This is a genomic window from Pectobacterium aroidearum, assembly GCF_015689195.1.
GTDB classification, from domain to species: Bacteria; Pseudomonadota; Gammaproteobacteria; order Enterobacterales; family Enterobacteriaceae; genus Pectobacterium; species Pectobacterium aroidearum.
Window position 1 is genome coordinate 4,714,338 of sequence record NZ_CP065044.1, and the last position, 26,032, is coordinate 4,740,369.

Sequence of the window (26,032 nt, forward strand, 5' to 3'; positions counted from 1 at the left end):
CAAAAATATCATTTACGTTGGTATGGCATCATGCCATACCCAGAAACGACTTACGCCAGAATACGCGTACCAATCGCCACACCGTTGAACAGCGCAGGTAACTGTTCAGCATGACGCCAGCTGGCGATATCAACCGGACGACCCAGCGCACGAGCGGCATCCAGCGCGGCGTTAACCTTAACAATCATGCCATCGGTGATGATGCCCTGAGCAATCAGCTGTTCGGCTTTTTCCGCCGTCATTTCGGCAATACGCTGGCCTTTACCGTCCAGAATGCCGCTCACGTCAGACAGCAGGATTAAATCCGCGCCGAGCGTTTGCGCCAGCGCCGTCGCTGCCTGATCGGCATTGACGTTCATCAGGTCACCCTGCGCCGTAATCCCGATAGAGCTGACAACAGGCAGATAGCCCGCAGACAGCAGCGTGTTCAGCAGCGCAGGCGATCCCGCTTCCGCTTTACCCACAAAGCCCAGCGCTTCATCTAACTGCGTGACCGTCGTGCTGCCGCCATCGCCCAGACACAGGCCGACCGCGTTGATGTCATGCTTCTTCGCCCACGACAGCAGCGTTTTGTTAGCAGACCCCGCCAGCGCACCGGTGATGATGTCGATCTGATCGGCAGGCGTGACACGCAGGCCGTTTTTCTTCACAACAGGCAGCGATAGCTTTTTCATCAGGTCATCCACCAGACAGCCGCCGCCGTGCACAATCACCAGCGGACGCTGATGTTCCTGACGGTAAGCCACCAGCGCGGTGAACAGACGTTCCAGCGCTTCTTCGCTATCCAGTAAAACGCCACCTAACTTGATAATTAACGGATTCATTATGCTTCACGCCTCGAAATGTCGGGACCAGTAGTCATTAAATTAACGATTGGGTTTCAGGGAAACCAAAACGAATGTTCATGCATTGCACGGCCTGTGCCGCTGCGCCTTTCAGCAGGTTATCTTCGGTTGCCACCACGATCAGGTGCTCACCGTCAACGGAGAAACCGATATCGCAGAACGGCAGGCCAACAACAGATTTCAGCGCCGGAACACCCTTATCATACAAACGCACCAGCGGCTTATCGTGATAGGCGTTGTGATAGGCTTCGGCGACATCCTGCTGGGTTACACCCGGTTGCAGGCGGCAGGTGATGGTTTCCAGAATGCCGCGGGCGAAGTTGCCCAAATGCGGCGTGAAGATCACTGGCGTGCCGAGGTGCGTTGAAATTTCAGGCTCATGGCGGTGGTTGAAAATGCCGTACGGTTGAAAGCTGACTTCGCAGAAGCTGTTGGTCATTGACGCTTTACGCCCCGCCCCACTCACGCCGCTAACGGCATTAATCACTGGCCACTGAGCCGGATTCAGCAGTTGTGCGTCCAGCAGCGGCTTCAGCGCCAGCTGCGCGGCCGTGGGATAACAGCCCGGAACGGCAATCAGCTGTGCCTGTTTTACGCTTTCCGCGCGCCATTCGGCCAGCCCATAAACCGCTTTTGCCAGCCAGTCAGGATGCTGATGCTCAAAACCATAATAGCGACGATAAAACTCGGCGTCCTGTACGCGGAACGCGCCGGATAAATCAAAAACAGTGCAGCCAGCCGCCAGAAAAACCGGAGCCAGATCGTGGCTGACTTTGTGGTCAGTCGCCAGAAAAACGACATCCACGCCTTTCGCTGCTTCTTCAGCATCGGTCAGCGGTTTTACCGGTACGTCGATGATGCCTTTGAGCTGCGGATGTAAATCAGAAATCAATTTTCCTGCATCGACACTTTGCGCAGAAACCATCAAAGCGGTTATGTTCATCTGTGGGTGACGGTTCAGGTAGAGCGCAAGCTCAGCGCCGGTATAACCACTTGCACCAACAATCAGCGTATTCAGCATGGGATCCGTATACCTTCTTATTTATCTATGGAACAGGTAACAGGGCTCACCAGCGTCGGTACGCTGTTCACCCGCGAAACTCAGTGAAAGTGACGAATCGCCATCGCCGTACCTTTGGGTTTCCTTTCGCCGAGCAATATTGTATTTTTATTCAAAATAAATGCATGAATATTGATACTATCCTAACCAGAGGCTGTCAACAGTGAAGATGAATTTACCCCCTTTTATTGAGCTATATCGGGCATTGATCGCTACACCGTCCATCAGTGCCACCGACAGCGCGCTCGATCAAAGTAATCATACCTTAATCAACCTGCTGGCAGGCTGGTTCGGCGATCTCGGCTTCCATGTGGAGGTCCAACCGGTTCCCGGCACCCTCAATAAATTTAATATGCTGGCGCGGATTGGTGAAGGAAAAGGTGGCTTATTGTTGGCAGGGCACACCGACACCGTCCCGTTCGACGACGGCCGCTGGACGCGCGACCCTTTCACGCTGACCGAACACGACAATAAGCTGTACGGTCTGGGCACCGCGGATATGAAAGGGTTCTTTGCCTTTATTCTGGATGCCTTGCGCGATATCGATCCGACCAAACTGACGAAGCCGCTTTATGTGCTGGCGACAGCGGATGAAGAGACAACCATGGCCGGCGCCAAATATTTCTCCGAATCTACGCAGATTCGCCCGGACTGCGCCATCATTGGCGAACCGACCTCGTTGCAGCCAGTGCGGGCGCACAAAGGCCATATGTCCAACGCGATCCGTATTCAGGGACAGTCCGGCCATTCCAGCGATCCTTCACGCGGCGTGAACGCGATTGAGCTGATGCATGAGGCGATTTCCCACCTGCTGGTGCTGCGCAACACCCTACAGGAACGCTATCACAACCCGATTTTCCACATTCCTCACCCCACCATGAATCTCGGCCACATTCACGGTGGCGATGCTGCTAACCGCATCTGCGGCTGCTGTGAATTGCATATGGATATCCGCCCACTGCCGGGTATCACGCTTAACGATCTGGACGGACTGCTGTCAGAAGCGCTTGAGCCCGTTAGCCAGCGATGGCCGGGTCGGTTGACCATTAGCGAACTGCACCCGCCGATTCCTGGCTATGAATGCCCACCGGATCACCGCTTGGTCTCGGTCGTGGAGAAGTTACTGGGGACGAAAACGGAAATCGTGAACTACTGCACCGAAGCGCCGTTTATTCAGACGCTGTGCCCGACGCTAGTTCTGGGACCGGGATCGATCGAACAGGCGCACCAGCCGGATGAATACATTGATACCAAGTTTATCAAACCAACGCGGGAGCTGATTTCGCAGGTGATTCACCACTTCTGCCATCACTGATCCAACGCAAACGGCCTTGTCAGCTACGCTGGCAGGGCTATTTTGAGACCGCCCATGAAAAAGAAAGATTTCATCGCGCAGGATTTACTGAGCAAAATCTATCAGCACACCGACCCACTGCCGGAAAAGCTGCCGCCGGAACGCCAGTTGGCGGAGGAATACGGTGTGTCGCGCTTCACTATCCGCCAGGCGTTGGAAAAGCTCGCCAGTATTGGTGCGATCCATATGGTGCAGGGTTCAGGTAATTTTATTAATCAGGGCGTACGCAGTAACCCGCTGGTGTACAACTCGATTACCGAAAAGAAATTTAATCAGATTTCATCCCGCCTGCTTAGCCTACATAAGCGCCTGCCGAACCGAGAGGAGCAGCAGGTATTTGCTATCAGCGATAAAGAATTTATCTGGGAATTCAGCCGATTACGTTATGTCGATAACCGTAAGGTGCAGATCGAGATATCGAAAATGCCTGCCGCAGACTTCCCAGAGATGAATCAGAAGATTATTGAAGGTTCTATTCAGCAGTATGTGCTCAGCAAGGGCTATGCGATTTCACACTACCTGACACATTATCAGGCAGTTAACGTCACCAAAGCTCAGGCTGAGCTGCTGGACTGCAAGAAAGGCACGGCCGCGATGCATATTCTTAATCGCGGCATTTTACAGGGCGGTCGCGTGTACGAATCGAGCGATATCATCGACATCAACTACACCTGTACCTACGTTATCCCCTTAAACCTCGATAACCTGACCTTCCGCCAGTCGCCGTAACGTTACTTAGAACCTATCCCAGTAGGCGTTATTGGTGCAGCCAGTTTGGACGCGGACAGCGCGCAGAAACCGGAGCGTACACGCAGTACGTGAGGATTTCGAGCACTGCCCAGGTTCAAAATGGCAAATGAAATAGCCCTAATGGGATGGGTTCTTAGGGCGTATGCATCGTGCCATCAGGCAGGCGGCTCTGTGTCCATTCGTGCGGACGATAGACGACGGGGAACTGCCGCGCCGCGTCCAGATCGATCCCGACACCAATGCCGGGGCGCTCAATCGGATACAGATAGCCATTCTCCGGCTCTACCGCCTGCGGGAAGACCTTACGGGTATTTTCCGGGTAAGCGACAAACTCCTGAATGGCGGCATTGTGCAGGTGGATATTGAGGTGAATGTTGACCGCCGCGCCGATAGGCGTCATATCCGGTGGGCAATGCCACGCCAGCCGAACGCCAAAGTTCTGACAGAGCGCACCCAGCTTCAGCGCAGGTGTAATCCCGCCAATCTGTGAGACATGGCAGCGAATGAAATCAATCTGCCGGTTAATCACTAGATTCTGCCACTCGGCAGGATTATTAAATAGCTCCCCAGTCGCCAGCGGCACCGCGCTCTGGCTGCGGATCTGCGCCAACCACTCGTTTTGCGCAGGCGGCAAAATATCTTCGATGAAATAGGGACGATAGGCTTCTACTGCTTTGGCGAACTGCACGGCCTGATTCGGGAACAGACGCTCATGGACATCATGCAGAATGTGGAAGCGATCGCCGTATTTCTCGCGCAGCGCACGGAACATGGCGATCGTGTTAGCCATGTACTGATCTTGATCGTAATAGGCTCCTTCCGTTGGCTGGCGCGTACTGTGCAGCGCGTCAGGATTGCCACCATAGAACCCTAACTGGCAGCGGATATGGCGATAACCCTGCGCATACAGCCGTTCTACGTCCTGATACAGCCCATCCAGCGTATCGCTGGCAGCATGACTGTAGGCCGCGATCGCATCGCGGGATTTCCCACCAAACAGGTGATAGAGCGGCATATCCGCCAGCTTGCCCTTGATGTCCCACAGCGCCATATCGACGCCCGCCACCGCATTGTTGATCACCGGCCCGTTACGCCAGTAGGCGTTAACCATCATCATGTGCCAGAGATCTTCGATATGGTTAGCATCCCTTCCGACTAAAAGCGGTTTGAGGTACTCGTCGACCATCGCTTTTACGGCCAGCGGGCGCTGCTGGAAGGTCGCACAGCCATAACCCGTGATACCTTTATCTGTACGAACCACCACCGTCACTAAATTATGGCGGTCAGGGCGGGTAACAAGACATTCAATGTCAGTAATGATTGTCGGTAACACAAAAATATCCTCCGACGCATTTTCCGGAATAGCGATAACCGGTAAAGATGCAGTCTAAAAATCAGTTTCTTTTTTGTTTTCTACTTATTTTTTCTTTTATTGTAAATCTCTTATTTAAAATAATTATTTTGGTTTGGAAAAGTCATCGAATTGATAAAAAAACCAGACCAATTATTGAATAATGGCAATAAAAACCCCTTTACAGGCTAATCATGTGATGAATCTCATGTTTTATTGGTTTGTTTTTTATTTTTTAAGATTTTACTATCTGAGGAAATAATTCGGCCAAAAATAACATAAGGTCATGTTGGGGGTTTATTCCATGGGAAAAAATGACGTTATTCAGTCAATCATTAAACTGGTTGGCGGAAACGAAAACATTAATAAAGCCTGGCACTGTATGACGCGGCTTCGGTTTGATTTAATTGATGAAAGTAAAGTGCAAACTGAGGCCATCAAGAATCTGCCAGGAATATTAGGTGCTCAACACCAAAGTGAGCAATTTCAGATTATTATCGGGCCACAGGTCAACGAGTATTACGAACTGCTGAGCGCACAGCTTTCCCCGACAGCACTTTCCTCCGCCGCGCCAGCGCAGCCAGACGCGCAGAAGTCGAAAAAAGGGCTGGTTTCGCTGTTCATGGATACGGTTTCCGGCGTGTTCGGCCCGATCGTTCCCGCCATCGCTGGCGCAGGGATGATCAAAGGACTGCTGGCCGGATTGATCGCCATGAAAGTGATCTCCGCGAAAACCGATACGGTGATCGTCCTCGATCTGATCGCCAGCGGTGTGTTCTATTTCCTGCCGTTCTTCCTTGCGGTCTCGGCTGCCAAGATATTTAAAACGAACGAATATCTGGCGGCGGCCGTTGCGGCCTGCCTGATGTATCCGTCCTTGATGGAAGCGGCGAAGGCCTTAGCCAGCCACAGCCCCGATGCGGTCAGCGCGTTTTACTTCATGGGCATATTGCCCATTTCGGTGTTCAACTACTCTGCCAGTGTCATCCCGGTCATTTTCTCCGTGCTGGCATTGAGCTATATCCACCGCTGGGTCGATCGCATTATGCCTTCGGTGCTGAAAACCGTGTTTACCCCGACGCTGACGCTGTTTATCACCGCGCTGGTGTCGCTCACGGTGATCGGGCCATTCGGGATCTACCTCGGTAAACTGCTGGCGCTGTTTATTCAGAGCCTGTTCGATGTGTCATCTATCTTTGCCGGTTTCGTGGTGGGTGCAATTCGGCCTGTCGCCATCCTGACTGGTATGCATCACGCCATGACGCCTATTGCGCTGCAAAACTTCGCCGATCAGGGTTTTGATATGCTGATGCCGATGATGTGTATGGCTAACATGGCGATTGCGGGTTCCACGTTTGCCATCTACTTCCACGCCAAAACCCGTCAGGATAAATCTGTCGTGCTGTCTGCTGGGGTGTCTGCACTGCTCGGAATCACGGAACCCGCACTCTTCGGCGTGCTGACCAAGTACAAAAAAGCGTTTATCGCCGCCACCGTTGCTAGCTCTATCGCGTCGGCCTTTATCGCGTTCTTCGGTGTCCGGCTGTATGGCTACATTCTCTCGAGTATTTTCAGCCTGCCAGCCTACATCGGCCCGTACTTTAGCTACGCCGTTTCCGGCATGGCAATCGCCATCGTGCTTTCCTTCACGCTGACCTATATCCTGGTTGTCAGAGCCTCCAAACAGTCGTAACCGCACTCGCGGGGCCGTTGCGCCCCGCCCTCTTTCCTCTCTGATTAGTAACCCTAATATCCGCGCCCCTGTAATTAAATTTCACAAATTGCCAAGCCCGCCTTAATGCAAGTACAAAGAATAAGGAGAAGAAAGAATCGTCAATTGACGAACCCGCCTTATCGTGGCTAGATGGAGGCAGTGCGTCAAAATATGTCAAGTGAAATAAACTTACAAAAATGGTAGGGATGGGTCAGGGTAACTATGAACGAACAATATTCCGCAATGCGCAGTAACGTCAGTATGCTCGGCAAACTGCTCGGCGACACCATCAAGGAAGCGCTGGGTGAAAATATCCTTGATAAAGTCGAAACAATCCGCAAGCTGTCAAAGTCTTCCCGCGCAGGTAATGAAAAACATCGTCAGGAGTTGCTGACCACGCTGCAAAACCTGTCTAACGATGAACTGTTGCCCGTTGCCCGCGCATTCAGCCAGTTCCTTAACCTGACCAATACCGCTGAGCAATATCATACGATTTCACCGCACGGTGAGGCAGCGAGCAACCCGGCACAGCTTTCCAGCGCCTTTGAGCGTCTGAAAGAAAGTAAAGATCTGACCGAGCGAGATATCCGTGACGCCGTGGAATCGCTGTCGATCGAACTGGTGCTGACCGCACACCCGACCGAAATTACCCGCCGGACGCTGATCCACAAGCTGGTGGAAGTGAATACCTGCCTCAAGCAGCTCGACCATAACGATCTGGCTGATTATGAACGCAATCAGATCATGCGTCGCTTGCGCCAGCTGATCGCGCAGTCCTGGCACACCGATGAGATCCGTAAAATTCGTCCTACCCCGGTAGATGAAGCCAAATGGGGCTTCGCCGTGGTGGAAAACAGTCTGTGGGAAGGCGTCCCCGCGTTTTTACGCGAGCTGGATGAGCAGTTGGAACAGGCTTTCGGCTACCGTCTGCCCGTTGACGCCGTTCCGGTGCGCTTTACTTCCTGGATGGGCGGCGACCGTGACGGTAACCCGAACGTGACGGCAGAAGTGACTCGTCATGTGCTGTTACTCAGCCGCTGGAAAGCCGCCGATCTGTTCCTGCGTGATATTCAGGTGCTGGTTTCCGAGCTGTCGATGTCCGAATGTACGCCGGAGTTGCTGGAGCTGGCTGGTGGTAGCGAAGTTCAGGAACCGTACCGCGCCATCATGAAATCACTGCGTTCACAGCTGAGCAGTACGCTGAGCTATCTGGAAGCGCGTCTGACAGGCGAAGAACGCCTGCCACCCAAAGACCTGCTGATTACCAACGAACAGCTTTGGGAACCGCTCCACGCCTGCTACCAATCGCTGAAATCCTGCGGCATGGGCATCATCGCCGATGGTCGCCTGCTAGATACGCTGCGTCGCGTGCGCTGCTTCGGCGTGCCTTTGGTCCGCATCGATGTCCGTCAGGAAAGCACCCGTCACACCGAAGCGCTGGCTGAAATTACCCGCTATCTGGGGCTAGGCGACTACGAAAGCTGGTCAGAGTCCGACAAACAAGCCTTCCTGATCCGCGAACTTAGCTCCAAGCGCCCGCTTCTGCCGCGCTACTGGGAACCCAGTGCGGATACCAAAGAAGTGCTGGATACCTGTCGGGTCATCGCTAAAGCGCCGCAGGGCTCTATCGCCGCCTACGTTATTTCAATGGCACGCACGCCTTCCGACGTGCTGTCAGTTCACCTGCTCCTCAAAGAAGCGGGCTGCCCGTTTGCTCTGCCGGTCGCGCCGCTGTTTGAAACGCTGGACGACCTGAACAACGCCGATGATGTCATGACGCAATTGCTAAGCATCGACTGGTATCGCGGCTTTATTCAGGGCAAGCAGATGGTCATGATCGGTTATTCCGACTCCGCAAAAGACGCGGGCGTGATGGCCGCTTCCTGGGCGCAGTACCGTGCACAGGACGCCCTGATCAAAACCTGCGAGAAAGCGGGTATCGCACTGACGCTGTTCCACGGACGTGGCGGTTCCATCGGTCGCGGCGGCGCGCCGGCTCATGCCGCGCTGCTGTCACAACCGCCGGGCAGCCTGAAAGGTGGTCTGCGCGTGACCGAGCAGGGCGAGATGATCCGCTTTAAATACGGCCTGCCGGAAGTCACCATCAGCAGTCTGGCGTTGTATACCGGTGCGATTCTGGAAGCGAACCTGCTGCCACCACCGGAACCAAAACAGGAATGGCACGAGGTGATGGATGAACTGTCCCGCGTGTCCTGTGATATGTACCGTGGATACGTGCGTGAGAACCCGGATTTCGTTCCTTACTTCCGCGCTGCGACGCCAGAGCTGGAACTGGGCAAACTGCCGCTGGGGTCACGTCCGGCCAAGCGTCGTCCGAACGGTGGTGTAGAAAGCCTGCGCGCTATCCCGTGGATTTTCGCCTGGACGCAGAACCGTCTGATGCTGCCAGCCTGGCTCGGCGCGGGTGCCGCGTTGCAGAAAGTGGTTGATGACGGCAAACAGGAACAGCTGGAAGAGATGTGCCGCGACTGGCCGTTCTTCTCAACGCGTATCGGTATGCTGGAGATGGTGTTCGCCAAAGCCGACCTGTGGCTGGCGGAATATTACGATCAGCGTCTGGTCGAAGAGAAGCTGTGGCCGTTAGGGAAACAGCTGCGCGATCAGCTGGCCGCCGACATCAACATCGTGCTGGCGATCTCTAACGACGATCACCTGATGGCGGATCTGCCGTGGATCGCGGAATCGATCGCCCTGCGTAACGTCTACACCGATCCCCTGAACGTGTTGCAGGCCGAGTTGCTGCATCGTTCACGTCAGCAGGAAAAACCGGATGCCGATCTGGAGCTGGCACTGATGGTCACCATCGCCGGTGTTGCAGCGGGTATGCGTAATACGGGTTAATCACCCAGGCAGCAAAGCTACACACAGCAAAACTATACACAACAAAACTATACACAACAAAACAAAGGCCGGTCAGTCGACCGGCCTAAAACAGAACCTTACGCCAGATATTTATCCTGCAAATAGTTCCGCGCACGATTATCCAGACCGTATGCCACCTCAAGCCAGCTATCGATCGAGCCGTGTCGTTCGTAGATAGCCTGCAACGCCGTCACGATGAACTCTTCCTGCACCGACAACACATAAGAGAACTGTCCCAGCGCTTTCTCATTCAGCGTTGCCGACAAATGCGTCAACAGTTGCTGGCGAAATGGCGTCAGCGTTGTTTCCGTAAGCAGGTAATCTTCCATTACCGTCTGTTCATCCGCACCCAGCGCAAACATCACTAATGCTGAACCAATACCCGTACGATCTTTACCCACGGCACAGTGCTGTACCAACCCGCCCTCATCTGGCCGTAATAGCAGCGACACCAGCTGTTTATAGGCAGAATTATTGAAAGGCAAACGGCGATAAAGCTCCAACATAAACGCCCGGGAATCAAACGCCGCCAGCACATCAGATCCCAGCGAGTCCAGATTGGCCGTCACTTCGTGACGCAATGGGTTGGCCGGATAGGCGTGATAATGAGCGCCCGTCCACAAGACATCAGGCTTCTGCGCAATTTCATCGGCATCCCGATAGTCCACCACATGAGAAATAGGCACACCCGCAAGATGTTCGCAGTCAGCCTGACTCAGCAGATCCAGCGAGCCGGAGCGAAAAAGTTTACCATGTCGGATAAGCCGCCCATCAGCAGCACGGTTACCGCCTAAATCACGGAAGTTGATTCCGCCGTCCAGCGGTAATAAAGAGGGATGAAGCAACGTTGGTTCGGTCATACATCTCCTTGCGAGGTTGAAAGGCGAGCAAGGCAACCGTATTACACACGCAGAGCGCGTCGCAGGTTAACCCAATAAACCAGAACAAGTGATTAGGATAAAGGCTGGTCTCTGCGATGACCAGCCCAAAATAACATCAACTTTTGTGTTTATTCAGCCGCTAACAAACGGCGTGTGGCATCCAGCAACACCTTGATCACGGTGGTTTCAGCCAGCTTCATGGTCGCCGCATCTGGGATTTCCTGCTGGGTACGGTTCACGATCACGCCCGCGATCATGCCTGCTTTTAGCCCCTGACTGGCGCACATGGTCAGCAGCGTGGCAGATTCCATTTCATAGTTCAGCACACCCATGCTCTGCCACTCTTCCATCGAACCGCGGAAGCGACGCACCACGCGTCCAGAGAAGGTGTCGTAACGTTCCTGACCCGGGTAAAACGTATCGGAAGATGCCGTGATGCCCACGTGCAACGCCGCCCCCGACGCCTTCGCTGCGTCCACCAGCGCAGTGGTACAGCCGAAATCAGCCACGGCCGGGAATTCCATCGGCGCGAAGTGCAGGCTTGCACCGTCAAGACGGACGGCGGCGGTGGTCACCAGCACATCACCCACATTGATACCGGACTGAATCGCCCCTGTTGTACCAACGCGCAGGAAAGTACGGATGCCGAGCTGTGCCAACTCTTCTACCGCGATGGACGTTGACGGGCCGCCAATACCGGTCGAGCAAACAATAACTGCCTTGCCGTCCAGTTCCGCACGCCAGGACGTAAATTCACGGTGTGACGCCAGATGTACCGGGTTATCCATCAGGCGAGCAATTTTTTCGACACGCTCAGGATCGCCGGGCACGATAGCCAGCGTCGCACCCTGTAAATCGTTCTTGACCAGACCAAGATGGAACACATCAGATGTAGACATAACTGCCTCCCGGGCAATCAATTGGGTATTCAGAGAAATCACGCCGGACGCCTCATAACGTAGTCTATGAGCGTCCGTTTAATAAAAAGACTCTAGCGCATCATTACGTTTTTTTAAGTGACGAAAATCACCTATAAAAAAGAAACAAACATCAACATACATAAAAAATGTGATATGAATCACCATTTATCAGGTAGTGAATGCATTTTTGCCGCTTAATTGTCTTCTAGTGTAGATTCTTTAGCCTTATCAGTTACGACAACGAACCAAACTCAATACTCTCTGGTTCAATCATTGCCAGAAAGGCATCACATAGAACTTCCCCTTGCCAGGATGCACAAATGGCTTCTGCGTACTGCTGATTGTCGGCAAAGGCGAGATCGATAAAAACGCCATTATCCAGACTGACTAAATGCTGGCTTTTCCAGCCCGGCTGAAGTGAAAGGTGACGTTCTACCATCTGATTATATGCCTGGCGCATGTCACTCTCCTGAATCCCCTGCTTGAGACGAAATCGCCCTATTTCGATACCGCCTCTGCTTGTTACTGACGGTGCGTCCGCCATTTGAACGGTATAGTGTCCCATGCTGTGCAACCCGCTGACAGAAGCCCTGAAACAGGAAAATTCGGGTTGGCTTTCAACCGCTTTTGCCGCAGCCCGTGCAGCGTCAAGACTATGCCACACCACAAGATCGACACGCTCGGCGGAGATATCGATACCTGAAAATGCGATCCAGTCGATAAACCTAGGGAAATGATTGAGCAGACGCTGTGCTGATACGCGTGCTGCATCGGCCTCTTGCTGGGTTTTCACTGTATAAGTGACGATTTCGTAACATGGGGTAGCCATTATGAACTCCGTTATCATGATGATATGAAGCCCGAATCTTAGTACACCACCCTGACAGAACTTGTCAGGGTGGTGTACTCTCTTCTCATGAAAACTATTCGGCTATTCTCTCTACTCGATCATCTTCGCGGCCGTGTGCACCCGGTATCAGCGGAAATATTAGCCCAAGCGTTGAATGTATCAGTCAGAACGATCTACAGAGATATGGCGGCGCTACAAACCATCGGCGCTCCGATTCGCGGAGAATCGGGGCTCGGTTACCTACTTGAAAAAGACTACTTCCTGCCCCCGCTGAATTTTGATCCAGATGAGCTGGACGCCATTATGCTGGGAATGCGGCTGATAGGTGCCCGAGGCGATGACATGCTTTCCGCAGCAGCCAGACGGGTTTCAGCAAAAATCAGCGCCGTGATTGATGTCAAAAAATCTGATAGCTATAAGTCGCTTCCTCTCAGAGCGGTTTCCCGACATACCGAGGAAAGTGAGAAAGCCATAAAGCACCTGGCCTTTATTCGCCTCGCTATTCGTAACAAGCTTCAACTACGTATTGCCTATGTTGACCTGCAAGGCAGAGAGAGCGATAGAATCGCTCGCCCTCTCGGGTTAACCCTGTTTGATGCCGTGTGGTTACTCACGATATGGTGTGAAACTCGCTCAGACTTTCGCAATCTAAGGGTCGATAACATCACTTCCGTGGCGGAGACCGGCCTATACTTCAGACCAGAGAAAGGGAAACGCTTCGAAGACTATCTCAATACGCTGTAGGCAGAATACGGCTAACTACGATTCATCGATAACAGGAGAGCGCGTAATGAAGACTGATGAACAGACGACCTTCAAACATCTTCCCCAGGGGTTATCCCCAGCAGTGGAGCCGCAGACCTCCTCCATCGTTACCACAGATTCTGTCGGTATCATTGCCAGTGAAACCACCATTCCTTCTCAGGGTGAACAGCTGCCCGCGTATATCGCCAGACCGGCAAATCATGAGAAGCCGCTTCCTATCGTTTTGGTGGTGCAGGAGATTTTCGGCGTTCATCAACATATTCAGGACGTGTGCCGCAGGCTGGCCAAACTGGGCTACATGGCCATTGCGCCAGAGCTGTATTTTCGTCAGGGTGACCCCAGCCAATATGACAATATTCAGCGAATCCTGACCGAGCTGGTTTATAAGGTACCCGATACACAGGTGCTTTCCGATCTTGATCACACGGCCAACTGGGCGATTAAACAGGGCGGCGACGCCAGTAAGCTGGCGATCACTGGTTTCTGCTGGGGCGGGCGCATCACCTGGCTCTACGCCGCGCACAACCCGCAGCTCAAGGCAGCCGTTGCCTGGTATGGTAAGTTTACGGGTGAGAAAACGTTGAATAGCCCCAAACATCCGGTCGATATTGCAACGGAATTGGAAGCCCCTGTGCTGGGGTTATATGGCGCGAAGGACGAAGGGATTCCGTTGACACAGGTTGATATCATGCGGCAGGCGCTACGCGCTGCCAATGCGGAGGCAGATATCATCGTCTACCCCGATGCCGGCCATGCTTTCCATGCCGATTATCGGCCGAGCTACCATGAAGAATCTGCACAAGACGGCTGGCAGCGTATGCTGGCGTGGTTCCAGAAAAACGGCGTGGCGTAACGTCACCACACCGTTTTCGTACTTAGCTATTTGCTAAAACGCCACCGGAGGTCGGTGGCGTTTGTGTTTTATCGTTTTACCACATGACAAAGTCAGGCAGCCTTAGAACGACGTCCAGTCGCTGTTATTGCCCTGATCTTTCGCCGCGGCAGGCGCTAAGGACAGCGTTGGCGTGCGCACTGGCGCTGAGGCATACGAGGCGGTTTTACCACTGCCATAAGACAGAAGTTTAAACGCACTTACCGCTTCCGCCAGAACGGAGGCCTGTGCTTGCAGAGACAGAGCCGCAGAGGCCGATTCTTCAACCAGAGCCGCGTTCTGCTGGGTCGTGGTATCAATCTGTCCCACTGCCAGGTTCATCTGGTTAATCCCGTCGCTCTGTTCACGGCTGGCCTGCGAGATTTCACTGATAATCTCATTCACATCCCGCACATAGCCCGTTAACCCGCCCATAGTTTCTTCTGCTGTATCCACCAGCGACATGCCTTCCTGAATTTTGCTCACGGAGTCGTCGATCAAATCCTTGATCTCCCGCGCGGCAGTCGCACTACGCTGTGCCAGAGAACGAACTTCCCCTGCCACCACCGCAAAACCACGCCCCTGTTCGCCCGCACGCGCCGCTTCAACCGCCGCGTTCAGCGCCAGAATATTGGTCTGGAATGCAATGCCGTCAATCACACCGATGATCTCCGCCATACGCTGGGATGAATCGCGAATGCCGCGCATTTTCTGCGTCACGGAAACCATAACGTCACCGCTTTGCTTCGCTGCACCAGAGGCTTTATTCGCAATCTCCGTCGCCTGCTGGGTGTTTTCCGCCGTGTTTTTAATGGTGGATGTCAGCTGTTCCATCGACGCTGCGGTTTCTTCCAGCGAGCTGGCCTGTTCTTCCGTGCGCGCTGACAGATCCTGATTGCCTGCGGCGATTTGCGACGCTGCCGTCGAGATAGTTTCCGCCCCATCACGTACCTGCCCGACAATCGTGCTCAGGCTGGTGTTCATGTGATCTAACGATTGCAGCAGCAATCCGGTTTCATCTTTGCTGGTAACAGTGATGCGCGAGGTCAGATCGCCCTGCGCCACTCGGTCTGCGACTTGCAAAGCCTGCTGAATCGGTCGGGTTACACTGCGCGTAATTGACCAGGCAATCAGCGCCCCAAATACGGCGCCCAACGCCAAAATAAGCAGCAAAATAATACGGGTTTCGCTGTATACCTCAGCCATGGCTTCAACAGAGGTGTCCATCGCATCATCCTGATAGTTAACCAGTTGTCTTACCGCATCGCGGTACTGACGCTGGGTGACATTCAGGTTGTTGTTGAACTCCTCAATCGCCGCATCCCGGTTGCCCGCCACCACTTCGCTGATGATTTTGTCACCGGATTTCAAAAATTCGTTACGAATCGCGCGGATAGCACGCAGTTGGGAAACGGAACGCTCTTCAACGGTTTGGCTTTCCAGCTTATCCAACAGACGACCAATCTCCTGACGGAATTCGTTCACGCGAGCGACGTTTGTCTGGATCTGCGTTTGATCCGAAACCAGCATCAGCCGCTGATATGCCACCAGAATGCTGTTCACATTATCGATAAGGCTATTAGAATCAACAGTTTGAGGGTAAACATCTTTCACAATACTTCTGGCACTATCCTGAAAACTGGATAGCTTAGACAGGGAAAAAATACTCACGACAAACAACATCAAAATCAGGATGGCAAATCCGGCTCCCAGTCGATAGCCAATACGCCAATTCGCTAAACTCATGTCTCACTCCTTTTAGGTAATGCATAGCAATGTCAATTGCGCACATGTCGCAGCTTGATGGAACCACAGGGCGGAGAATGATTGGCGATCCGAAGGGGAAAAGCCTCCTGACGCGCCAGAGATACCTTAAGGCAGGCATTTTTACGCACGCTCTCAGCATGAGAGGCGCTATCAAAAATCAAATAGTTTCCCTCGGGTGTTGAGGTGCAAAAGTGGAAATAAATCTAACAATGCTACAAATACAACTAATAAGACCGCAGAGGCGTGATTGAAGTGATAATAGTGGTCTTCCCTCTCCGGACTCATGCAGCCATGGCCGCTCCTGTGTTATCCATTTTTATCGGCAATGTGTTTCTGAACTTTACAAATTGATCGTTTAAATCATTCAAAAACATACAATAAATAGATATTAACTATCGAAAGTTAAGTTTCGATCGGAAAAATCACAGATTAATCAACCAATAATTAACATAAATAACGCCTCCATTACATAAAAGGATAGTCAGACATATTTGATATTAAAAATAAAGAGATGAGAATATTTCTTAGTAAAGAATAACAAGCTGAATAAGAAGAGAAAAAATCATATTTACTCTATACCGTCATACTTCAAGCTGCTTGTGCGTTGCCCGCCTCACGCAACTCGAATTATGTAGGGTATATACCCTATGTAGAGCGAATCAGGGGAGCGGTTGCTCCCCTATAGAGGTAGGCGCTGCGCTGCAACGCGATCAAACGATAGCCGTAAATTTACTCTTTACTTGCTAGTGCCAGAGACAGCGTTGGTGTGCGCATCGGCACATAAGATCCGCCATTACTACCGCTGTAAGACTGTATTTTGAACGCGCTCACGGCCTCCGCCAGAGCGGAAGCCTGTGCTTGCAGAGACAGAGCCGCAGAGGCGGATTCTTCAACCAGAGCCGCGTTCTGCTGGGTTGTGGTATCAATCTGCCCAATCGCCAGATTCATCTGGTTAATCCCGTCACTCTGTTCACGACTGGCCTGCGAAATCTCGCTGATAATGTCGTGTACATCCTTCACATGGGCCGTCAATCCGCCCATGGTTTCTTCAGCGGTATCGACAAGATCCATGCCTTCGCGAATTTTACCCACGGAGTCGTCGATCAAATCCTTAATCTCCCGCGCGGCGGTCGCACTGCGCTGCGCCAGTGAACGGACTTCTCCCGCTACCACCGCAAAACCCCGCCCCTGCTCACCTGCACGCGCCGCTTCAACCGCGGCGTTCAGCGCCAGAATATTGGTCTGGAACGCAATACCGTCAATCACACCGATGATCTCCGCCATACGCTGGGACGAATCACGAATACCGCGCATTTTCTGCGTCACGGAAAGCATGACATCGCCGCTCTGTTTCGCTGCACCAGTCGCCTTATTGGCAATCTCCGTCGCCTGTTGAGTGTTCTCCGCCGTGTTTTTGATGGTGGAGGCCAATTGCTCCATTGAGGCTGCCGTTTCTTCCAGCGAACTCGCCTGTTCTTCGGTACGCGATGACAGATCCTGATTACCCGCCGTGATTTGCGACGCTGCCGTCGAGATGGTTTCCGCCCCATCACGAACCTGGCCGACAATCGAACTCAAACTGGTGTTCATGCGATCTAACGATTGCAGCAGCAACCCGGTCTCATCCTTGCTGGTCACCGTGATGTGTGAGGTCAAATCGCCCTGCGCCACTCTGTCTGCCACTTGCAGCGCCTGCGCTATCGGGCGGGTTACGCTACGCGTGATCGCCCAGGCAATCAGCGCTCCAAATACCGCGCCCATAGCCAAAATAAGCAGTAAAATCATGCGAGTGCTGTTGTACACCTCAGCCATGGTTTCGACTGAGTTATCCATCGCATCATTTTGGTAGTTCACCAACTGCTTCACCGAGTCGCGGTAATTGCGCTGAATCACGTTCAGAGTGTTATTGAATTCCGCTACGGCGACGTCGTTATTACCCGCCAGTGCATCACTAATAATTTTATCGCCGGACTTGATGAACTCAGCACGAAACCCACGGACAACCCCTACCTGCTTGCGGGCAAGCTCTCCTGAGGTATTCCTTTCCAGATTATCAAGCAGGCGACTAATCTCCTTGCGGTACGCCATAATCCGATCGACATATCCCTGACGTTGTTCCTGGCCGGACACCAGCATCATCTGCAAATAAGCGACAAAGTGCCCGTTCACATTATCGATGAGGTCATTAGCATCCACCGTTTGTGGGTAAACGTCTTTGACGATATCTCTGGCGCCATCCTGAAAGCCAGAAAGTTTGGACAGAGAAAAAATACTCACGGTAAACAGCATCAGGATTAAGATGGCGAACCCACCTCCTAATCGATAGCCAATACGCCAATTCGCTAAATTCACATCTCACTCCTTTTAGGTAATACATAATAATGACTACTGCGTACAGTTATCGTCTAATAACCTCGCAGAGTGGGGGAAATAATCATTATCCGGGAAAATAAATATGCTTTATGGGTATATTAAAATACTCATAAGAGAGTAATTACAGGCGCACTTTTAACATCAGTAAAACGTTAGAAAAATACAAGAAATTTCGCGCTATTCGTACATCCTGAGCCGCCTCCATGCCGTTTACCTTATCGGCACAAGATTTCTGAGCTTTATGACGGTGTCGATTAAATCCTTTAATAAATAGAGATGTCGATAGTGGATGAATATTCATTTTTGACAAATAACCAGCTAGTCGATGCAGAGAAACAAGCGGGATAACACGGCAATTTTATTAAAGGAAAGACAATATCGTTAATTTTCGGGAAGGAAGAAAACACGACGGGGAAATAAGAATAAGTTGAGAGGAGGAAATAATGCGTACTTTATCTATTCGTAAGATATAAAAATCAGGGAGGCCATTGCCTCCCTGATGCCATCAGCAATTAAACATTACTGGATTCACGCAAACGCTGTGCTGCCTGAACCATATTCGCCAGAGCCTGACGCGTTTCCGGCCAGCCGCGAGTTTTCAGACCGCAATCCGGGTTCACCCACAGGCGTTCAGCGGGAATACGCTGCGCCGCTTTCTTCAGCAGGGCTTCCATCCATTCCACGCTTGGTACGTTCGGGGAGTGGATATCATAAACGCCAGGGCCGATTTCATTCGGGTATTCGAATTCTTCAAACGACTCCAGCAATTCCATGTCGGAACGGGAGGTTTCAATCGTAATCACGTCTGCATCCAGCGCGGCGATAGAATCCATGATGTCGTTGAACTCGCAGTAACACATATGGGTATGGATCTGCGTATCATCTTTCGCCACGGCGGCATTCAGGCGGAAAGCATCCACAGCCCAGGCCAGATACGCGTCCCAGTCAGAGCGGTGCAGCGGCAGACCTTCACGCAATGCTGGCTCGTCAATCTGGATGATGCCAATACCTGCGGCTTCCAAATCCGCGACTTCATCCCGCAGCGCCAGTGCAATCTGCTTAGCGATGGTTTCACGCGTGACGTCTTCGCGCGGGAACGACCAGCACAAAATGGTCACCGGGCCTGTCAGCATGCCTTTCATCGGCTTGTCAGTCAGGGACTGTGCGTATTTCGCCCACTCAACGGTGATCGCTTCTGGACGGCTTACATCACCAATAATGACTGGCGGCTTCACACAGCGCGAACCGTAGCTCTGCACCCAGCCGTTCTGGGTAAAGATAAACCCATCCAGATGCTCACCGAAATACTCCACCATGTCGTTACGCTCGGCTTCACCGTGCACCAGCACGTCCAGACCCAGACGCTCTTGTTCAATCACCGCTTGCTTAATGTGCTCGGCAATACCGGTACGATAGTTATTGCTATCCAGACGGCCCTGCTTGAAATCCAGACGCAGACCGCGAATTTCAGTGGTTTGCGGGAAAGAACCGATCGTGGTCGTCGGCCATGCCGGCAGATTAAAGCGCTCACGCTGAGCCTCTGCACGCACCGAATAGACGTTCTGACGCTGGCTGTCTTGGGCGGTAATCGCTGCCAAACGCTGCGCGACGGCGGCGTTATTCACACGCGTCGAGGTACGACGGGCGCGAATCGGCGCGCTGTAGGCTTCCAGAACCCGACCGTTGCCGCTGTTCAGCGCCTGAGACAACAGTGACAGCTCCGCACATTTCTGAATCGCAAAGGCAAACCAGCTCTTCACTTCATCATCCAGACGCACTTCCACACTCAGATCGATAGGGCTATGCAGCAGCGAGCATGAGCTGCCCAGCCACAGATCGCGCGTCCCCACCAGCGGTTGTAGACGCTCGAACCAGCTACTTAGATCGGCGCGCCAAACGTTACGGCCGTTAATCGCCCCCAGAGACAGTACCCAGTTAGCAGGCAGTTGGGCGCTCAGCGTAGCGGCATCATCCTTACCGTGAACCAGATCGACATGCAGTCCCTGAACCGGCAGCACCTTAATCGTTTCCAGATTCTGGCTAACGCTATCAAAATAGGTCGTCAGCAGCAGTTTCACCTGTCCTTGTAGTGCATCGTAGGCCGGTTTAAACGCGGCCAGCCACGCTTGCGGCAACTCCAGCACCAGTGCAGGCTCATCGATCTGCACCCACTCAATACCGCGTTTCGCCAGCTCAGCCAGCACCTGCTGATAAACCGGCAGAATATCCTGCAGCAGCGACAGACGGTCAAACTGCTCACCTTTCACTTTACCCAGCCACAGGTAGGTAACCGGGCCTAACAGAACGGGCTTCACTTTATGGCCCAGCGCCAGTGCTTCATCAACTTCATCCAGCAGTTGTGTCCATGTCAGCTTAAACTGCTGCCCTTTGGTAAACTCCGGAACCATGTAGTGATAGTTAGTGTTAAACCACTTGGTCATTTCCGCCGCCGCAGCGGGTTGACCCGTTGGCGCACGTCCACGACCAATACGGAACAGCGTATCCAGATCGACCGAACCGTCTTCATTCTGATGACGAGCAGGTACGTTACCCAGCAGCAGACTGGTAGTCAGTACATGGTCGTACCAGGCGAAATCACCCACTGGCAGCAGATCAACTCCAGCATCCTTCTGTTGTTGCCAATGACGCGCACGCAGCTCGCGTCCAACGGTCAGCAACTCGTCCTGTGTCGCATTACCTGCCCAGTAGCTTTCCTGCGCTTTTTTCAGTTCACGGCGTAATCCAACGCGCGGAAAACCCAGTGTGTGATTCACAATCGCCATCGTTAATTCCTCATTTAGCCGTCCAGATGTTTACACATCCATAATCCGCAGGTAGTGTAGTAACCACAAGCGCAATTTATTCACTGTCACTGTGAAGGACTCTCATGATCGAATTCAAACACCTGCGAACGCTGCAAGCACTGCGCAATACCGGATCGTTAGCCGCCGCTGCCGCTGCGCTTCACCAAACTCAATCGGCGTTATCCCACCAGTTCAGCGATCTGGAACAACGCCTTGGGTTCAGGCTATTCGTGCGCAAAAGCCAGCCGCTGCGCTTTACGCCTCAGGGAGACATTCTGTTGCAGTTGGCAGAGCAGGTGTTACCACAGATCCAGCAGGCGCTGCAGGCCTGCCATGAGCCGCACCAAACCACGCTGCGTCTGGCTATTGAGTGCCATAGCTGTATTCAGTGGCTGACGCCTGCGCTAGACGAGTTCCATCAGCATTGGCCGCAGGTGGCGATGGACTTTAAATCGGGCGTGACGTTCGACCCTCAGCCAGCGCTCCAGCAAGGCGAGCTGGATCTGGTCATGACCTCCGACATCATGCCGCGCAGTGGCCTGCACTATTCGCCTCTGTTTGATTTTGAAGTCAGGCTGGCGCTGGCTCCCGAGCATCCACTTGCCCAGAAAGAGAAAATCGAACCGGAGGATTTCACCGCCGAAACCCTGATGATCTATCCGGTACAGCGGCAGCGTCTGGACGTCTGGCGTCACTTTTTGCAGCCAGCAGGCGTCAGCCCTGCGCTGAAAAGCGTGGATAATACGCTGCTGCTGATTCAGATGGTTGCCGCCCGCATGGGCATCGCCGCACTACCGCACTGGGTGGTGGAAAGTTTCGAGCGTCAGGGGCTGATTGTCACCAAATCGCTGGGTGATGGACTGTGGAGCCGGTTGTACGCCGCCGTCCGCGACGGAGAGCAGCGCCAACCGGTGATTGATGCGTTTATTCGTTCGGCGCGTCAGCACGCTTGTGAACACTTACCGTTTGTGAAGGACGCTTCACGACCCAACGCTGGTGTACCCACAGCGAGGACGTAATAATGACCGTTCCCACGATAAAGCTCAGCCAGTCTGGCGTTTTATGCCAGATAGCGAAGTTGACCAAGAGCCCAGCAGGCACGTGAAAGTTGTTCATTATGCTGAGCGTTCCAGCATCCACCTGAGTGGCGCCGTAGTTCCACATAAAATAACCCAGGCCGGAAGCGCCAATCCCCAGCCAGACCAGCACGCCCCACTGCAAGGTTGTGGTGGGTAATTTATCCAGATTGCCGAAGAGCAACCACGCGGTTATCGTCACGATCGCCGCCCCCAGATAAAACCAGGAAAACGCACAGTGCTGCGGCACCGGATAGAGCTCCATCAGGCGCTTATAGCCAACCTGACCTGCTGCAAAACATACGTTAGCCGCCTGCACCAGCAGGAATCCCCACCAGAAATGCTCACTCACACCGTGATAGTGGATCACGGCAGCGCCGAATACCGCCAGCAGAGCGCTCATGACATAGCCCCAGCGCAAGCGCTGTCGGGCGAGCAGATCGTAAATCAGCGTGACGTACAGCGGCGTCATCACCGTAAAGAGTAAAAACTCAGGTACGGTCAGGTACAGGTAAGCCTGGAACACGAACAGGTACATGATACCCAGTTGGCAAGCACCCACTAACAGATACAAGAAAATAACGCGTGGCGCATAGCCGCGCAGGCGTAAGAATGGCAAAAACACCACTGCCGCCGCCGTCAGACGGAACATCGCAGAAAACCAGCTATCAACCTGACCCGCAAGATATTCGCCAATCAGACTGAATGAAAATGCCCACAAGATAGTGGTGATAGTAAGTAATGGCACAACAGCATCCGCTTAGAAAAAAGTAGCGCCATTGTAACGGAGATGACTGAATGAATTTCAGTCAATGTGGTTTACATTAGGGTGAATAATAGACAAATGAAAGCATCGGACCATTCTGACGAAATTCATCGATTAGCATAGCGCAAATCGACCAAAAAAAAGCCAGCCACCGTATACCGTGACGCACAGTATACCAACCATGTAATAAACTGTTTTATAGCGATTTTTCATGTAAAGATTACGTGCTAATGCAATAAATAAAGGCGTTACTAAAAATAGAGCCGCCGCCCCTGCCTGTAAAGTTCGATTACGGAAAGACTGATGGGGAATACTACAGATAGAGTCTCCCGGCTCCATCATCCAGTCATATTTGTTGATCGAAAGTAACTCCATTATAAAATAGGCGAATAAAAAATACCCCACCATAGCGATAACATCTACGATATTTCCCTTACGTATTTTCATTCAGATATCAAGCCCCAGAAGTTTTCTTATATGTTTTCTAATTTGCAGTAACCGTATTCCATAAGAAATGTAGTCGAACTCAATAGAACCACGTTCCGGTTTAGCATCAATGAAACTAATAAACTCACTCAGTTTTCTCTGTATACCCCGGTTGTAACGAACTCCCGCCATCATGTACTGTTCATCATTCAAGTAAAGCGCTGCTACATCAGGATAATCATAGAGGATCATATCTCTTAGATGCTGGGCAACAATCCAGAGATTAAAATCGTCCTCCATCAGACAAGTAGCTAATTCAAGCTGATCTCGCGTCGTCAAAGTGTCCGGATTTAATCCTAACGTTCTCGCTGCAACTTGAATTTGCATAGCAACAGAACCAAAAGAGGTTTTATTTTCAGGGGATGACTTTAATCTCAAAATCCGTTTTATCTCAAAAACCTGAAATTTATATTCTTCTGGCATTCCACCGGACTCAATCCAAGCAATCCCACCGAGTAATTCAGGAAGGATTCCAGCCTGATGGGAGTACTTTATTATTTTTTCTTTATTGTACTGAATATATGAATCTTTATATGCATTTAAATAATACCCACCACTCTTTCTTTCAGGATTGCTTTTACCAAACTTCCAGAAAAGAACATCAATTTCGTCCCATTTTCTAAATCTAACTTTAGAAATATCACAAAATTTATTTCGTACGATAATATTTTCTTTCACCATCGTTCCTTTTATATTAATACACCTGTTCTTCCCATAAACTATAGCCACCAGTTCCAGCAATGTGGTGTTGCCAATCTATGCTTTGATAAGCAACAGATATCATTTCTTCTGGTTGGTTCTCTGCATGGGTTAAAGCGTGTGGATAGGAAACGGCAATGTTTCTTATAACTGCTCCAATAAATTTAACAGAATAATATTTCTCCTGTACTCCAGTCTGCGCGGTTCGGTAAAAGTCGAACAAAAGCTCAAGTTTTTCATTATTTGCTATAGCATTACCCAAGAGCGGAGATGATTTATCAATGGGTTTACAGAACGTTATAGGTTGATGATTAATATTTTGGTTACGACTGATAGCATGATCGAATTGCAAAACAAAAATTTGGTCTTGATGCCTTATCTGATACTTATTACCAATCGAGTCGATGGTGCCACACTCAGCAGATATTTTCCCTTGTTGATTTCCCGTCAACGTTAGATAAATATTATTTGCCATATAAATCCCTTTATCTCAGTTAATCCATAAAACCTTACTTTTACTCATTAAGAGAATGCGTTAAAAATACACTTTAAATATCTATTAGATACATCCATGATTAATAAATATCACCAAACTATAGCATACTATAATTTTTATCCGGAATTTAACAAACCCAAACTAATGACTGATTATAGTTTCGTCAATAAAAAACTCAATAACTACGCCATATAATAAAAATTATAATAGTATTAATAAATATAAATGCTTAGTAAATCATTGTGGAGTGATACGATTTCGTTAACCTATACTATAGATATAGTACCGTTCGAAGCAGTAACGATCCCAGTAATACGGGATCGTTAACAGGCTGTATTAGGATTCATTTCTTTACATCAAAATATTCTTGATGAAAAGAAAAGGCTACTAAATCTGCCATCTTAACCATGCAAAGAAAACATTGCCGTTATTATATGTACCGGGAATGTAAGTCGCCTGGAAAGAGAGCTTGCTATAGCTTATTGATGCCAAAGGTAACAAAACCGGAATGGGGATATAGTTCCAGTTATCACGCATCGTTACGCCAGCCGTAAAACCCAGACCCAGTTGAAAATCCTGATCGCTGGTTGGCCGCCAACGCTTTTCATAACCATAGCCACCGATAGGTTCCCATTTATTAAAGGAATCTTTAAAAGCCATGATATAAAGCCCGTGCCAATCCCCATCCTTATCCAAACGGGAAACACCGTAACCCGCGCCCCACGGCCTTTCATTATATCTATCAGTCTTTTCTTTATCGTACGTCCAGCGGTTATGCCAAGTAATCGCCGGGATATAAATATCGTGGCTCTGCGGCGCGTTCCAGGTCGTGGACAGGTTATTTTTACTTCTCTGCCACCAGCTTTCCCCCTGCTTATCCGATACCGGATCACTGGAATCAACCGTGACAGGGGCAAGATTTTCGGTGCTGCTCGTATTATTTATGCTTTCTGCTGCGTAGCTCAAAAAAGGAACAATGGGTAGTGTAATCAAACTCAACGTGATTAAAGTTCGCTTCAAATACATATAAGATTCTCTGTAACGGCGTCACGATTCCATTCAAAAAAAGGTAATCCAGGCAAAGCTATTCTTGGTTGTTACCAAAATATATAGTTCAGTTTACGCAACCTGCCTACATCAACAGGAAACTAAAGCAGCCTATTATGAAGGGATAAACAGTGGCTGTACTTAAATAGATAGTGAATTCAGCGTGGTTTTCAGATGTTTCTTAGGCAGAATAACAAAAAACCACCTTATTTGTTGGTGGTTTATGCTCTGATGGAGAACCTTTTCGGGATAGATAGCAAGAGACGGTGAATCA

Annotated in this window: 21 protein-coding genes; 7 read left to right on the forward strand and 14 right to left on the reverse strand. The window is 51.2% G+C overall.

The genetic code is table 11. The annotated features are described in order from the left end of the window. Window positions 1-50: 50 nt before the first annotated feature. Entirely contained in the window at window positions 51-824 is a 774-nt protein-coding gene (gene argB, locus I2D83_RS21035) for an acetylglutamate kinase (RefSeq protein ID WP_015842151.1), read from the reverse strand. 37 nt (window positions 825-861) lie between these two features. Continuing rightward, entirely contained in the window at window positions 862-1,866 is a 1,005-nt protein-coding gene (gene argC, locus I2D83_RS21040) for an N-acetyl-gamma-glutamyl-phosphate reductase (protein WP_015842152.1), read from the reverse strand. A gap of 202 nt (window positions 1,867-2,068) precedes the next feature. On the opposite strand from argC, the gene argE reads away from it, so the two are divergent. Continuing rightward, window positions 2,069-3,220: an acetylornithine deacetylase gene (argE, locus tag I2D83_RS21045; RefSeq protein WP_131591696.1), complete on the forward strand. Its 1,152-nt coding sequence runs from the start codon at window positions 2,069-2,071 to the stop codon at window positions 3,218-3,220. Window positions 3,221-3,274: 54 nt separating this feature from the next. Beyond that, window positions 3,275-3,988 carry a GntR family transcriptional regulator gene (locus I2D83_RS21050; RefSeq protein ID WP_015842154.1) on the forward strand — a complete coding sequence of 238 codons (714 nt, stop codon included), beginning with the start codon at window positions 3,275-3,277 and terminating at the stop codon, window positions 3,986-3,988. A gap of 154 nt (window positions 3,989-4,142) precedes the next feature. Here I2D83_RS21050 and I2D83_RS21055 read toward each other — a convergent pair whose 3' ends face one another. After that, window positions 4,143-5,342 (reverse strand): starvation-sensing protein RspA, encoded by a 1,200-nt coding sequence (locus I2D83_RS21055; protein WP_181847998.1) that lies wholly within the window; start codon window positions 5,340-5,342, stop codon window positions 4,143-4,145. A 322-nt stretch (window positions 5,343-5,664) separates the two neighbouring features. Between I2D83_RS21055 and I2D83_RS21060 the strand changes: the two genes are divergently transcribed. Further along, a complete protein-coding gene (locus I2D83_RS21060) occupies window positions 5,665-7,053 on the forward strand; it encodes a PTS transporter subunit EIIC (RefSeq protein ID WP_181845487.1) in 1,389 nt (462 codons plus the stop codon). Window positions 7,054-7,296: 243 nt separating this feature from the next. Then, complete coding sequence (ppc, locus tag I2D83_RS21065; protein WP_205947247.1) at window positions 7,297-9,936, forward strand: phosphoenolpyruvate carboxylase; 2,640 nt, start codon at window positions 7,297-7,299, stop codon at window positions 9,934-9,936. 98 nt (window positions 9,937-10,034) lie between these two features. Here ppc and I2D83_RS21070 read toward each other — a convergent pair whose 3' ends face one another. The 3 genes from I2D83_RS21070 to I2D83_RS21080 all read right to left on the reverse strand — a co-directional run bounded on the left by I2D83_RS21070 (window position 10,035) and on the right by I2D83_RS21080 (window position 12,587). Then, a complete protein-coding gene (locus I2D83_RS21070; RefSeq protein WP_205947248.1) occupies window positions 10,035-10,817 on the reverse strand; it encodes a tyrosine-protein phosphatase in 783 nt (260 codons plus the stop codon). Window positions 10,818-10,966: 149 nt separating this feature from the next. Beyond that, entirely contained in the window at window positions 10,967-11,737 is a 771-nt protein-coding gene (gene udp, locus I2D83_RS21075; protein ID WP_015842159.1) for a uridine phosphorylase, read from the reverse strand. Between the two features lie 253 nt (window positions 11,738-11,990). Further along, window positions 11,991-12,587, reverse strand: coding sequence for a hypothetical protein (locus tag I2D83_RS21080; protein WP_205947249.1), 597 nt, complete (start codon window positions 12,585-12,587; stop codon window positions 11,991-11,993). 87 nt (window positions 12,588-12,674) lie between these two features. On the opposite strand from I2D83_RS21080, the gene I2D83_RS21085 reads away from it, so the two are divergent. Then, window positions 12,675-13,352 carry a helix-turn-helix transcriptional regulator gene (locus I2D83_RS21085; RefSeq protein ID WP_015842161.1) on the forward strand — a complete coding sequence of 226 codons (678 nt, stop codon included), beginning with the start codon at window positions 12,675-12,677 and terminating at the stop codon, window positions 13,350-13,352. A gap of 46 nt (window positions 13,353-13,398) precedes the next feature. Next, window positions 13,399-14,226: a dienelactone hydrolase family protein gene (locus I2D83_RS21090; RefSeq protein WP_181845489.1), complete on the forward strand. Its 828-nt coding sequence runs from the start codon at window positions 13,399-13,401 to the stop codon at window positions 14,224-14,226. Between the two features lie 102 nt (window positions 14,227-14,328). Here the strand turns inward: I2D83_RS21090 and I2D83_RS21095 are convergent, their stop codons facing one another. The 3 genes from I2D83_RS21095 to metE all read right to left on the reverse strand — a co-directional run bounded on the left by I2D83_RS21095 (window position 14,329) and on the right by metE (window position 21,167). Continuing rightward, a complete protein-coding gene (locus I2D83_RS21095; RefSeq protein ID WP_181830155.1) occupies window positions 14,329-15,990 on the reverse strand; it encodes a methyl-accepting chemotaxis protein in 1,662 nt (553 codons plus the stop codon). 750 nt (window positions 15,991-16,740) lie between these two features. Then, complete coding sequence (locus I2D83_RS21100) at window positions 16,741-18,363, reverse strand: methyl-accepting chemotaxis protein (RefSeq protein ID WP_181848000.1); 1,623 nt, start codon at window positions 18,361-18,363, stop codon at window positions 16,741-16,743. Window positions 18,364-18,896: 533 nt separating this feature from the next. After that, complete coding sequence (metE, locus tag I2D83_RS21105) at window positions 18,897-21,167, reverse strand: 5-methyltetrahydropteroyltriglutamate--homocysteine S-methyltransferase (protein WP_205947250.1); 2,271 nt, start codon at window positions 21,165-21,167, stop codon at window positions 18,897-18,899. Between the two features lie 104 nt (window positions 21,168-21,271). Between metE and metR the strand changes: the two genes are divergently transcribed. Next, a complete protein-coding gene (gene metR / locus I2D83_RS21110; protein ID WP_180778836.1) occupies window positions 21,272-22,207 on the forward strand; it encodes an HTH-type transcriptional regulator MetR in 936 nt (311 codons plus the stop codon). Here metR and I2D83_RS21115 read toward each other — a convergent pair. From I2D83_RS21115 to pagP, 5 genes are all read right to left on the reverse strand, one after another. Further along, window positions 22,113-23,012: a carboxylate/amino acid/amine transporter gene (locus I2D83_RS21115; RefSeq protein WP_205947251.1), complete on the reverse strand. Its 900-nt coding sequence runs from the start codon at window positions 23,010-23,012 to the stop codon at window positions 22,113-22,115. The genes metR and I2D83_RS21115 overlap by 95 nt on opposite strands. A gap of 132 nt (window positions 23,013-23,144) precedes the next feature. Then, window positions 23,145-23,477, reverse strand: a complete 333-nt coding sequence (locus tag I2D83_RS21120) for a YjeO family protein (RefSeq protein ID WP_015842168.1) — start codon at window positions 23,475-23,477, stop codon at window positions 23,145-23,147. Further along, complete coding sequence (locus I2D83_RS21125) at window positions 23,478-24,194, reverse strand: hypothetical protein (protein WP_205948223.1); 717 nt, start codon at window positions 24,192-24,194, stop codon at window positions 23,478-23,480. Between the two features lie 16 nt (window positions 24,195-24,210). Next, on the reverse strand, window positions 24,211-24,690 hold the full coding sequence (locus I2D83_RS21130; RefSeq protein WP_205947252.1) for an Hcp family type VI secretion system effector: 480 nt from the start codon (window positions 24,688-24,690) through the stop codon (window positions 24,211-24,213). Window positions 24,691-25,098: 408 nt separating this feature from the next. Next, window positions 25,099-25,737: a lipid IV(A) palmitoyltransferase PagP gene (gene pagP / locus I2D83_RS21135; protein ID WP_015842171.1), complete on the reverse strand. Its 639-nt coding sequence runs from the start codon at window positions 25,735-25,737 to the stop codon at window positions 25,099-25,101. Window positions 25,738-26,032: the final 295 nt, after the last annotated feature.

What these genes read in the sequence shown, in the direction of transcription:
- ppc (WP_205947247.1), top strand. Translation starts at nt 7,297, where the DNA reads ATGAACGAACAATATTCCGCAATGCGCAGTAACGTCAGTATGCTCGGC.
- I2D83_RS21050 (WP_015842154.1), top strand. Translation starts at nt 3,275, where the DNA reads ATGAAAAAGAAAGATTTCATCGCGCAGGATTTACTGAGCAAAATCTAT.
- I2D83_RS21095 (WP_181830155.1), bottom strand. Translation starts at nt 15,990, where the DNA reads ATGAGTTTAGCGAATTGGCGTATTGGCTATCGACTGGGAGCCGGATTT.
- I2D83_RS21060 (WP_181845487.1), top strand. Translation starts at nt 5,665, where the DNA reads ATGGGAAAAAATGACGTTATTCAGTCAATCATTAAACTGGTTGGCGGA.
- argC (WP_015842152.1), bottom strand. Translation starts at nt 1,866, where the DNA reads ATGCTGAATACGCTGATTGTTGGTGCAAGTGGTTATACCGGCGCTGAG.
- I2D83_RS21120 (WP_015842168.1), bottom strand. Translation starts at nt 23,477, where the DNA reads ATGAAAATACGTAAGGGAAATATCGTAGATGTTATCGCTATGGTGGGG.
- I2D83_RS21090 (WP_181845489.1), top strand. Translation starts at nt 13,399, where the DNA reads ATGAAGACTGATGAACAGACGACCTTCAAACATCTTCCCCAGGGGTTA.
- I2D83_RS21130 (WP_205947252.1), bottom strand. Translation starts at nt 24,690, where the DNA reads ATGGCAAATAATATTTATCTAACGTTGACGGGAAATCAACAAGGGAAA.
- I2D83_RS21080 (WP_205947249.1), bottom strand. Translation starts at nt 12,587, where the DNA reads ATGGCTACCCCATGTTACGAAATCGTCACTTATACAGTGAAAACCCAG.
- udp (WP_015842159.1), bottom strand. Translation starts at nt 11,737, where the DNA reads ATGTCTACATCTGATGTGTTCCATCTTGGTCTGGTCAAGAACGATTTA.
- argB (WP_015842151.1), bottom strand. Translation starts at nt 824, where the DNA reads ATGAATCCGTTAATTATCAAGTTAGGTGGCGTTTTACTGGATAGCGAA.
- metE (WP_205947250.1), bottom strand. Translation starts at nt 21,167, where the DNA reads ATGGCGATTGTGAATCACACACTGGGTTTTCCGCGCGTTGGATTACGC.
- metR (WP_180778836.1), top strand. Translation starts at nt 21,272, where the DNA reads ATGATCGAATTCAAACACCTGCGAACGCTGCAAGCACTGCGCAATACC.
- I2D83_RS21070 (WP_205947248.1), bottom strand. Translation starts at nt 10,817, where the DNA reads ATGACCGAACCAACGTTGCTTCATCCCTCTTTATTACCGCTGGACGGC.
- I2D83_RS21085 (WP_015842161.1), top strand. Translation starts at nt 12,675, where the DNA reads ATGAAAACTATTCGGCTATTCTCTCTACTCGATCATCTTCGCGGCCGT.
- pagP (WP_015842171.1), bottom strand. Translation starts at nt 25,737, where the DNA reads ATGTATTTGAAGCGAACTTTAATCACGTTGAGTTTGATTACACTACCC.